The organism is Delftia sp. RIT313 (assembly GCF_000632165.1).
Lineage (GTDB): Bacteria > Pseudomonadota > Gammaproteobacteria > Burkholderiales > Burkholderiaceae_C > Comamonas > Comamonas acidovorans.
In genome coordinates, this window is sequence record NZ_JFYT01000083.1 from 18,289 (window position 1) to 28,338 (window position 10,050).

The 10,050-nt window shown below is 69.1% G+C and carries 10 protein-coding genes; 5 read left to right on the top strand and 5 right to left on the bottom strand.

Translation table 11 applies throughout. The annotated features are described in order from the left end of the window. Positions 1-43: 43 nt before the first annotated feature. From BW39_RS24730 to BW39_RS24740, 3 genes are all read left to right on the top strand, one after another. Complete coding sequence (locus BW39_RS24730) at positions 44-1,258, top strand: GGDEF domain-containing protein (RefSeq protein WP_043824800.1); 1,215 nt, start codon at positions 44-46, stop codon at positions 1,256-1,258. Positions 1,259-1,418: 160 nt separating this feature from the next. Continuing rightward, positions 1,419-2,579 carry a GGDEF domain-containing protein gene (locus tag BW39_RS24735; protein ID WP_235264280.1) on the top strand — a complete coding sequence of 387 codons (1,161 nt, stop codon included), beginning with the start codon at positions 1,419-1,421 and terminating at the stop codon, positions 2,577-2,579. A 97-nt stretch (positions 2,580-2,676) separates the two neighbouring features. Further along, on the top strand, positions 2,677-3,453 hold the full coding sequence (locus BW39_RS24740; RefSeq protein ID WP_235264281.1) for a hypothetical protein: 777 nt from the start codon (positions 2,677-2,679) through the stop codon (positions 3,451-3,453). A gap of 44 nt (positions 3,454-3,497) precedes the next feature. Here the strand turns inward: BW39_RS24740 and BW39_RS24745 are convergent, their stop codons facing one another. Both BW39_RS24745 and BW39_RS24750 read right to left on the bottom strand, forming a co-directional pair. After that, complete coding sequence (locus BW39_RS24745; protein ID WP_043824789.1) at positions 3,498-4,496, bottom strand: Bug family tripartite tricarboxylate transporter substrate binding protein; 999 nt, start codon at positions 4,494-4,496, stop codon at positions 3,498-3,500. Next, positions 4,493-5,623, bottom strand: a complete 1,131-nt coding sequence (locus BW39_RS24750; protein ID WP_043824791.1) for an aryl-sulfate sulfotransferase — start codon at positions 5,621-5,623, stop codon at positions 4,493-4,495. The genes BW39_RS24745 and BW39_RS24750 overlap by 4 nt, the downstream gene beginning before the upstream one ends. Positions 5,624-5,734: 111 nt before the next feature. Between BW39_RS24750 and BW39_RS24755 the strand changes: the two genes are divergently transcribed. Next, entirely contained in the window at positions 5,735-6,685 is a 951-nt protein-coding gene (locus BW39_RS24755; protein ID WP_012202480.1) for a LysR family transcriptional regulator, read from the top strand. A gap of 36 nt (positions 6,686-6,721) precedes the next feature. Here the strand turns inward: BW39_RS24755 and tgt are convergent, their stop codons facing one another. Then, positions 6,722-7,894 carry a tRNA guanosine(34) transglycosylase Tgt gene (tgt, locus tag BW39_RS24760; RefSeq protein WP_012202481.1) on the bottom strand — a complete coding sequence of 391 codons (1,173 nt, stop codon included), beginning with the start codon at positions 7,892-7,894 and terminating at the stop codon, positions 6,722-6,724. A 135-nt stretch (positions 7,895-8,029) separates the two neighbouring features. Between tgt and BW39_RS24765 the strand changes: the two genes are divergently transcribed. Then, positions 8,030-8,500: a universal stress protein gene (locus BW39_RS24765; protein WP_034397960.1), complete on the top strand. Its 471-nt coding sequence runs from the start codon at positions 8,030-8,032 to the stop codon at positions 8,498-8,500. Between the two features lie 25 nt (positions 8,501-8,525). Here BW39_RS24765 and BW39_RS24770 read toward each other — a convergent pair whose 3' ends face one another. Both BW39_RS24770 and BW39_RS24775 read right to left on the bottom strand, forming a co-directional pair. Beyond that, the gene (locus BW39_RS24770) at positions 8,526-8,978 is read right to left on the bottom strand and encodes a hypothetical protein (protein WP_012202483.1); all 453 of its coding nucleotides are present in this window, start codon (positions 8,976-8,978) and stop codon (positions 8,526-8,528) included. 167 nt (positions 8,979-9,145) lie between these two features. Continuing rightward, the coding region (locus BW39_RS24775) for a phospholipase A (protein WP_043824794.1) at positions 9,146-10,050 on the bottom strand (905 nt) is incomplete at its 5' end.

Genomic DNA, 10,050 nt, shown 5'->3' on the forward strand with positions numbered 1-10,050 from the left:
TTGCGCGCTCGGCCGGGGCGCAGATGTCTTCAGCGAGGATGCCATGTCACGCCAGCTGCCGTATCCCCCACAACACACGCCAGCGCAGCCCGCCCACCCACCGGCCGGCGCGTCCGCCCATCTTCTTCCCCTGGCGGCCTGGGCCGTGGGGGCTGCCCTGCTGGCTGGCCATGTGCTGGCCGGCCCTTCTTCATGGAAAGCCTGGGCGGCCTACGCCGTGCTGTCGGCCCTGGCCGGCATGGCCTGGGTCTGGCGCTGCCATGCAGCCGGCCTGCCGCTGACCCGGACGCTGCGCGGCCACGGCTGGATACAGGCCACGATGGCCTTGCTGCTGGCGGCCTGGCAGCCCTCGCTGGCCTGGGCCTCTGCCCTGCTGTGGCTGGCCGCCATCGCCTGGCTGCCCTGGGATGGCGAGCGCGAGCAGGCGCTGCACCTGCCCGCAGGCCAGATCGTGCTGCTGTGCGCCATGCTGGCCATGCTCTGCGCCGTGGTGGTGGCCAGGCCCATGCCGCAGATGGCACCGGGCTCGGTCGCCGTGCGCATTCTGTGGCTGGCCAGCGTGCTGCTGCCGCTGGCCGTGCATGCGCTGGCCCTGTGGCAGGCACTGAGCCGCATGCAGCGCCAGTACACCGAGGAACTGGCGCAGCTGTCCAGCTACTGCGGCCAACTGGCCGACGATGTGCAGCAGCTGCAGACCCGCGTGGGCTCGCTGCAATTGCCCACGGGGCGCGACACGCTGACCGGCGTGGCCAATTACTCGCGATTGATGGATGCCGTCGATGGCCTGCGCGAGCGCCATGCGCGCAAGCCCGAACCGTTTTGCGTGGTGCTGCTGGAGCTGGACCCCTGGGTGGAGCGTGCGGGCGTGCACCCGCCGCACAAGGGACCATCGCTGCAGGACCGGGTGCTGCTCATGCTCAGCGGCCTGCTGGTCACCCACCTGCGCACGGTGGACGGCATAGGCCGCTACCGCGATGACACCTTCATGCTGGTGATGCCGGATACCGCCTCCGTCCAGGCCGTCTGGGCGCTGCAGCGCGTGCGCGAGGGCGTGCGCCAGCAGCACTGGAGCGAAAAGCCCATCCCCGACCCCGACAAGGACCCGCTGACCCTGACCCTGGCCGTGGCGGAGTTCCAGGCGGGCGAAACCTCGGAGCGGCTGGTGCAGCGTGCCGAAGCGGCCCTCGCGCATGGCCGCGCCTGCGGGCGCAACCAGATCGTGGTGGCCGAGGACGTGCGGCCGCCACGCACCTCCTAGGCGAGAAGGATGCAATCTCCGGGATTTCCCGGATGCGGTCACAATGGGCGCCCATGAGGGCCGCCGGCCCACCGCGCTTCTTCGCATGCCCGTGCTTTCCTCCATTTCTCGGAATTTCCCGGACCGTCTCCTGTGGGGGCCGAAGCCGGCGTCGCCGTTGGTGGACGAGGCGCTGCACCTGGAGCGCTGGAAGCGCCGCACCTGGCAACTGCACATCTCCGTGCTGGTCAGCCATCTCTATGCGCTGCTGCTGTTTCTGGGCCATGCCTGGGCCGGCTATGCGCCCTGGGCCGTGGTGCTGGGCTATGGCCTGTGGGTGGCGGCGGGCATGGGCTTCATCACCTGGGCCTATGCCAGCGACTGGTGCCACAGGCTGCGCGATCCGGGCATGTTCCTCACGCACCAGCTGGTGTCCATCATCGGCGTGCTGGGCATGGTCATGGCCGCCCCTGCGCTGGCGTTCCAGTCCATGGTGATGCTGATCGCCTTCAGCGCCGACGGTTTCCTGGCGCGCAGCCGCACCAGCTTCTGGCTGACCTGGATAGGCACGCTCATCGCCGTGGCGGCCATCATTCTCTGGCGGGGGCCGCTGATGCGCATGACCACGGACACGGCTGCAGGCCAGTTGCTGGCCTTCGGCGTGGTGCTCGGTGCCGTGGTGCGCTGCAGCGTGCAGGCCACCTTCTTTCGCAGCATGCAGTACCGGCTGGGCATCGCCAATGACAAGCTGGCCACGGCGCTGGCGCAGATCGAGGCCCTGCTGCGCCATGACGACCTGACCGGCGTCAGCAACCGCCGGGGCGTGATCGAGCGGCTGCACGAGGTGCGCACCGCCGCCCACGACCGTGGCACGGTGCTGTGCGTGGCGCTGCTGGACATAGACCACTTCAAGCGCATCAACGACAGCTTTGGCCATGAGGGCGGCGACCGCGTGCTGCGCGCCTTCGGAACGCTGCTGAAGTCGCAGCTGCGCAGTGCTGATGGCGTGGGCCGCTATGGCGGTGAGGAGTTCCTGCTGGTGCTGCCCGACACCGACCTGGCCCAGGCCGGCGAACTGCTGGAGCGCCTGCGGCTGCGCATTGCCGAAGCCCCGTGGACGCAGACCCTGGGCGAGGGCGCCCGCGTCACCTGCACGCTGGGCGCCGCGCAGTACCGCGCGGGCGAGTCGGTGGAGGCGACCATTGCACGTGCCGATGCGGCGCTTTACCGTGGCAAGGCCCAGGGCCGCAACTGCACCGTGCTGGAGCCGCAGCAGGCCCCGCAGGTCTTGAGCGGCGCACCGGCTCCCCGGACTGATGCCGGAATGCCTGACCGCTTGTGAGTGCAGCTCACGACGAGTGACAGAAAACATCGTTATTCATGCGCACCGATCGTCCATAGCATCGGCATCCATGCTCGGAATGGACAAGGGTGCAAATATGAACCAATGGTTCGCTGAAATCGTCGGCAACGGGCCCGAGGGCGCTGGCATCGTGGTGTCTGCGCAAGGCTGGGATAGGCATCTGCAGTCCGGCCCCCGCCAGTTGCAGGCCGGCCCGCTCCGCGCCGAACTGGCCGACGGCGGCCTGCGCAATGTCCGCTATGGCGGCGTCGACATCCTGCGCTCCATGGCCTTTGTGGCGCGCGACGGACAAGGTGACCGCTGTGTGCATGGCGCGGGCGAACTGAGCCTGCGCGAGCGGGCCGGCCGCTTCGAGGCCTTCTACGAAACGGTGGTGGACTGCGAGGAGCTGAGCCTGGCCTGGCGCGTGCGCATCGTGGGTTCGGCGCGCGGACTGAGCTTCACGTGCTGGGCGCGTGCCCAGGGGGATGTCGACGGCGGCCTGCAGCGGGGCCTGCGCGCCGGGCGGGCAGGCCTGGAACTGGTGTATCCGCTCAAGGTCCTGGCTGGCCGGCCCGTGCATGTCCAGCATGTCGATGGCAGTGCCGAAACCACCGTGCTGCCCGAGCCCGATGCGCTGCAGCGCCTGTCGCAGCTGTCTGGCATCGCCCATGAGCCCGCACCGGGCCTGCAGGTGGACTGCCGCCTGGAAGGCGCCGAGTTCGAGATGCTGGGCCAGCGCTGTGGCGGCAAGGCCTTTTTCCGGCTGCAGCCGCGCGCGTTGTCTCCTTCGCCCTCCTACCCGTTGACCCGGGGCCGGACCCTGGTGCAGATGGCCGACCTCTTGTTTGTCTCGCCCGGCGCCCTGCAGTAGCACCGCAAGCAGCGCCTGGCCGGGCCTGGCCGGGCCTGGCCGGGTCAGCCTGTGCCTTGCAGGCGGGCGGCGTGCACCGTGGCCTCCAGCAGCTTTCTCTCCCGCTCCAGGTGGGCAATGAACTGGGCTTGCTCCATGGCCATGGGCTTGAAGCCGGCGTCGGCGAGCTTGCGCACCAGTTCCGGCTCGGCCAGCACGGCGGCGGTCTCGCGGGCCAGGCGCTCGGCAATGCGGGCATCGGTGCGGGCCGGCAGCAGCAGGCCCTGCCAGGCCTCGACATCAAAGGACTGCCAGACCGGCGTTTCCTGCAGGCTGGGAGTCTGCGGCAAGGTGGCGGCGCGCAGGCGCGAGGTCACGCCCAGGCCGCGCAGCTTGCCTTCGCGTACAAAGGACTGGACCAGGGCCACGGGCAGCACGGCCAGGTCGATCTGCCCGCCCGCCAGCTCGGTCAGCGCCTGCGGGCCGGATTTGTAGGGCACATGCGTCCAAGACAGGCCGGCCTGCTGCTGGAGCATTTCTGCGGTCAGGTGCAGGCTGGTGCCCACGCCATCGGTGCCCACGGTCAGCCGGCCCGGCTGCTGGCGCGACAGCTGCACGAGCTCGGCCGCCGTGGTGGCCGGCAGGTCGGGGCGGCCTGCCAGCACGAAGGCCGAAGAGGCTACGGGCGCCACGGGCAGCAGTTCCCTGAGGCCGTCATACCGGAAGCGCTCTGGCGACACCAGCGGTGCAATGAGCACGCAGCTGGCCACGCCGAACAGCGCGGTATGCCCGTCCGGCCTGGCCTTGATCACCCGCTGGGTGGCGATGGTGCCCGAGGCGCCCACGGTGTTTTCTATGACCACGGGCTGGCGCAGCCGCTCCGCCAGGCGCGGCATGACCAGGCGCGCGGCCACGTCCACGCTGCCGCCCGGCGAAAAGGGCACGACCACGGTCAGCGGCTGGCTGGGCCAGGCGTCGGCCCCAGCCGTGGACGCACGGGCTGCCTGTGACAGCCAGGGCGCGCCCAGCATCCAGGCCGCCATTTGCCTGCGGTTGAGGCTCATGACAGCCTCCCGGCGGCGCCCAGCCAGGGCAGCTGGTCCGCGTGGTAGCGCCAGGTCTGGAACACGCTGTTGAGCCGTCCGGGGCCGGTGCGGCGTGCTGCGGCATCGGGGTACTCGGCGAACCAGGGCAGGATGTATTCCCAGACCACCTCCCCCGCAGGCGTGACCTCGAAGAGCCGGCCCGTGGCCGATTCGGTGATGTGGGTGTTGCCGTTCCACAGGCGCTGGGCATTGCCCATGAAGGCGGTGTAGAAGGCGTTGACCATCTCGTCCTGGTAGCTCCAGACCACGCGGTGGTCGGCAGGATCGATCTCCACCACGCGCGAGAAGGCCACATGGGCGCCTTCGCGGAAGTTGCCGTTGTCGAAGGCCAGGATGTGGCCGTTGTCCAGCGCCACGGGCGCATGCTGGTGCGAGACCACCGAGGGTGGAATGTGCAGCGTCACCGCGCCGCTGGCCTTGTCCACGGCAATGATGCCGGAGGTGGTGCGCAGGCTCATGAGCACGCTGCCGTCGGCCCTCACGCCCAGCCCGTTGACCAGCGGCCAGTGGTAGCGGCCGAAGCCCGGGTGGATGGGGAAGTCCTGGGGCGCCAGATGCTCCCAGGCCTTCCATTCCCAGACCAGGCGGCCGCTGCGGTCCACTTCGCGGATCACGTCGCCGTACATCACCTCGCCGGGCCCATGCGCGGTGCCGCCGGGCACGCGCTCGGCAAAGCCCGCAGGCACGGGCGCGCAGGCGGCATAGAGCAGATGGCCGTTGGGCAGCCATTGCGCGTCATGGTGGTGGTCCGGGTCCTCGTGGCGCCAGACGATCTCGCCCTGCGGCGTGACCTCGTAGAAATCGCCGCCATGCCACATGGACCATGGCGCATAGCGATCGGGCGAGCGGGGGTGGTTGCCGTTGTAGCCCAGGTTGCCGTTGGGCAGGATCACGGCGTGCCGGCCCGCGCGCACGGGCAGCTTCCATTCATGGGCCACGCGGCCTTCGATGTCCACCAGGTAGACATGGCCGTCGGCCGTCTGCGGCGCGATCAGGGTGTAGCCGCCGGCCGAGAGGGCGGGGTCGTGGGCGATGAGTCCGACGCCGCGGCGGCGCTGGGTGACTTGGTCTACGGTGCTTGCCATGGGCTGCTTTCAAAGGAGGCCGGGAATGAGCGCCACTCTAGGCAGTCGCAAGCGTCAGGAATAGCTGTTTGTTTTGGATGAGGTGTCAGATAAAAATTTACACTCCGCGCCATGCCCGCAATCTCCCAGGCCTTTCGCTGTTTTGACGAGGTGGCGCGCCGTGGCTCGGTGCGCAAGGCCGCCGTCACGCTGCACCTGACGGCGGCCGCCGTGAACCAGCAAATCCTCAATCTGGAGGCCCAGGTCGGCGTGCCGCTGTTCGACCGCCTGCCGCGCGGCATGCAGCTGACAACGGCCGGGGAGCTGATGCTGGCGGCCGTGCGGCGCAGCCAGCGTGACTTCGACAACGCGCTGGCCCAGGTGGAGGACCTGCGCGCCCTGCGCCGGGGCCATGTGCGCGTGGGCGTGTCCCATGCCACGGCCGAGTACCTGCTGCCCCTGGTGATCGCCAGCCTGCACGGGCGCTATCCGGGCATTACCTTCAGCGTGCGTTCGGGCACGGGCGAGGAGCTGCTGCGCGGCGTGGCGCAGGGCGAGATCGATGTGGCCTATTGCCTGCGCCGCCCGCCGCCGCCCGGCGTGCAGGAGGTGCGCGCCTGGCCCCAGCCGCTGGGCGCGGTGATGGCCCCCGGCCATCCGCTGGCCACCGAGCCGCGCCTGCTGCGCCTGCGCGATTGCGTGGACTATCCGCTGATCCTGATGGCGCCGGGTATGGAGTTGCGCAGCATGCTGGAGCAGATGGACAGCGCGGCCCTGCACCAGCAGCGGCCGCTGGTGGAGACCAGCTCCGTGCCCATGGTGCGGCGCCTGGTGGCCGGCAGCACGGCCCTGGGATTCCTGGTGCCCGACAACGTGGCCGAGGATGTGGCGGCCGGCCGCCTGCTCTGGCGGCCCCTGCACGACGCCGGTGCGCAGTTGCCCGGCTGCCTGTACCAGCGCATCGGCTACACCAAGGCAGCCGCCATGCGGCTGTTTCTGGACGAGCTGGAGCGCGTGGCCGACGAGATGCGCGCCGGCTTCGAGACCGGCGTGTCCTGGTCGCTCAAGGACCTGGCGACCTGAGTGATCTGAGCGACTCGAGTAATCGGCTGCGGGGCGTCAGACGCCCCGGGCGCGCTCGGCCTTGAAGCGTGCGCGCATTTCAGTGAAGTTGCCCGCCTCCAGCGCATTGCGCACTTCCTGCATCAGGTTCAGGTAGTAGTGCAGGTTGTGGATGGTGGTGAGCATGGGGCCCAGCATCTCGCCGCAGCGGTCCAGGTGGTGCAGGTAGGCGCGCGAGAAGCCGTCGCGTCCGCCTTGCTCCCAGCTCACGCCGCTGGTGCCGGCGCAGGCATGGCAGGTGCAGCTGGGGTCCAGCGGCTGGTGGTCGGTCTTGTGGCGCGCATTGCGGATCTTCAGGTCGCCATAGCGCGTGAAGATGGTGCCGTTGCGCGCATTGCGCGTGGGCATGACGCAGTCGAACATGTCCACGCCGTCGGCCACGCCCTGCACCAGGTCCTCGGGCGTGCCCACGCCCATCAGGTAGCGCGGCTTGTGGGCCGGCAGGCGGTGGGGCGTGTGGGCCATGATGGCCAGCATCTCGTCCTTGGGCTCGCCCACCGAGACGCCGCCCACGGCGTAGCCGGGGAAGTCCATCTCGACCAGGGCCTGCAGCGATTCCTCGCGCAGGTTCTCGTACATGCCGCCCTGCACGATGCCGAACAGCGCATTGGGGTTGCCCAGGCGCTGGAACTCGTCGCTGGAGCGCTTGGCCCAGCGGCGGCTCATCTCCATGCTCTTGCGTGCCTCGGCCTCGGTGGTCTTGTGGCCGTTGGTCTCGTAGGGCGTGCATTCGTCCAGCTGCATGACGATGTCCGAGTTCAGCACGGTCTGGATCTGCATGCTGACTTCGGGCGACATGAACAGCTTGTCGCCGTTGACCGGGCTGGCGAAGTGCACGCCTTCCTCGGTGATCTTGCGCATGGCGCCCAGGCTCCAGACCTGGAATCCGCCCGAGTCGGTGAGGATGGGCTTGTCCCACTTCTCGAAGCCGTGCAGGCCGCCGAAGCTCTGCATGATGTCCAGCCCCGGGCGCATCCACAGGTGGAAGGTGTTGCCCAGGATGATCTGCGCGCCCATCTCCTGCAGGCTGCGCGGCATCACGCCCTTGACGGTGCCATAGGTGCCCACGGGCATGAAGATGGGTGTCTGCACCACGCCGTGGTTGAGCGTGAGCTGGCCGCGGCGCGCGTGGCTGGAGGGATCGGTCTTGAGCAGGTCGAATTGCAGCATAGCCCTCCATTGTCCCAGATGGCCGCATGTGCGTGTCGGACGCTCCGTGACTGTCCCCGGAGCCCGTCTGGCTTAGCCGGCCCGCGTCTACACTGGGGTGGTTGCGATTCGCCAGCTACAAAAAAGGAGGTCCGCATGCTGAAGATCATGATTGCCGTCGATGGGTCCGAGCCCTCGCTGGATGCCGTGCACCACGCCATCTCCCTGGTGCGCCAGGGCCTGCAGGCGCATTTCGTGCTGGCCCATGTGCAGCAGGAAGCCTCGCTGTTCGAGCTGGCCACGCAGGACTCGGACATGATTGCCGCCGCCAGCGTGGACGCCGGCATGCACCTGGTGGCGCCGGCCGTGGCCCTGGTGCGGGCGGCCGGCATTTCCTACGAGGTGGAGATCGGCCTGGGCGAGCCCGCCGCCGCGCTGGCCGACATTGCCGAGAGCACGGGCTGCGAGCAGATCATCATCGGCGCACTGGGCCAGGGCGGCCTGCGGCGCGTGCTGATCGGCTCGGTCTCGCGCGAGGTGGCACGCAACAGCCGGCTGCCTGTGACCATCGTCAAGCATGCCGAGCCGCACGATGAAGAAGGGGAAGAGGACCTGGGTCCCGAGTGAGGTGGTGCCGGGCGCGCGCGGGCTTTCAGGCGGCCCGCCGTTGCTGGCCCTGATGGGACTGGTGCCGGCCTGCATGGGCGCCGTAAGCTCCGTAGGCACCATGAGCGTGGGCATGCGCGTGGGGTTGCAGCTTGCCGTGCGGCAGGCTGGCCAGGCGCTGGAACATGCGGCGGCAGTAGCCGCGTATGCCCAGGCATTTGTTGATCTCATCCACCGGCAGGGGCCCGGAGACCACGACGATGCTGTCGGCCTGGTCCCAGTCGCCGGCCGCGCGCAGCCGCCTGCGCGTGCACAGGGCCCAGGCATGGATGCGCGTGGGCGAGCCATGCTCATGGACCTGGCCCGTGACCAGGTCGAAGGCAATGGCCACCAGCTCGGTCCTGAGCCGGCAGCGGCGCTCGCCCGTGATGGCACTGGGCGTCTCGCGCATGTCGTACAGGCAGTAACTGCCGGCCTTGAGCTGGTATTGCAAATCCATGGCGGACCTCCGCGGTTCGTTCTGGGGCGGGTTCCGGGCCTGCCTGCAAAGGCCCGGGGCATCGGCGCATTCTGACGCATGGCCCCGGCCGCTGGCAATGCAGCCAGCGGGACGGGGCTTCCCCGCGAAGGGCAAGCGGCAAAGCGTGCCCGGCGAGGGCCGGTCTTCTAGAAGTCCAGAAGACTGAAGCCCACGCTGAGCACGGTGCGCTTGTAGTTGTAATCGATCAGGCTGTCACCGTATCCGCTGAAAAGCTGGACATGCAGGCGCAAATTGCTCTTGCCACCGTTCCATCCTTCGCCTAGGGTGCGCAGCCATTCGACGCGGCCCGAGCCTCGGCCCTGGCCCAGCGAGCCGCGCGCAGTGAAGCCCAGATAGTTCTGCGCATTGACGTTCCAGCCCAGTTTCACCTCGCCCCGGCCTATGTAGTCCTGGATGCGCGGGTTGTCGTCGTGCTCGGCGCTTTCGCGGATGCGCTGCCAGGCCTTGGCGTGCAGCTGCCAGCGGTTGTCCAGCTCGAAGCCGGTCATCAGATACCAGCGGTTCCAGCTGCGCGACAACGGATCGCTCTGGCCGTTGGACTGGTGCACCAGGCCCACGCCGCTGTAGCGCCAGCGCCAGCCGAAGGGCAGCCGGGCATCGGTGGGGTAGACGTAGAAGATCTCGGGCTCGTGGTCCGTGTTGCGGAAGGGCCGCGAGATGGCCGGGCTGAACAGCTGCCAGTACGACTGCTGGGTGTAGCCGACCCACAGCGAGTCCTTGCCCGCCGAGGTGCTGCTGGTCAGCAGGCCCTGGGCGACCTTGGTGCGCACGGACAGCTGCACGCGCATTTCCTCGGTCTTGTAGGGCTGCGACTGCGCAGGGTCCTTGCCGGGCGTGGTGGGCTGCCGGTTGACATGGTCGGCCGTCACCACGGACACGGACATGGGCCGGTAGCCGCGGAAGCTGAAGGTGCCGCAGTCGCTGCCCGGTTCCAGCTCGAAGTAGCGCGACAGCTCGCTGTAGCGCGGGTCGCGGCAGCCGCCGTTGGTGGGGGTGGTGGGCAGCGCCAGGCCCTGGCCGCTGTCGGCCG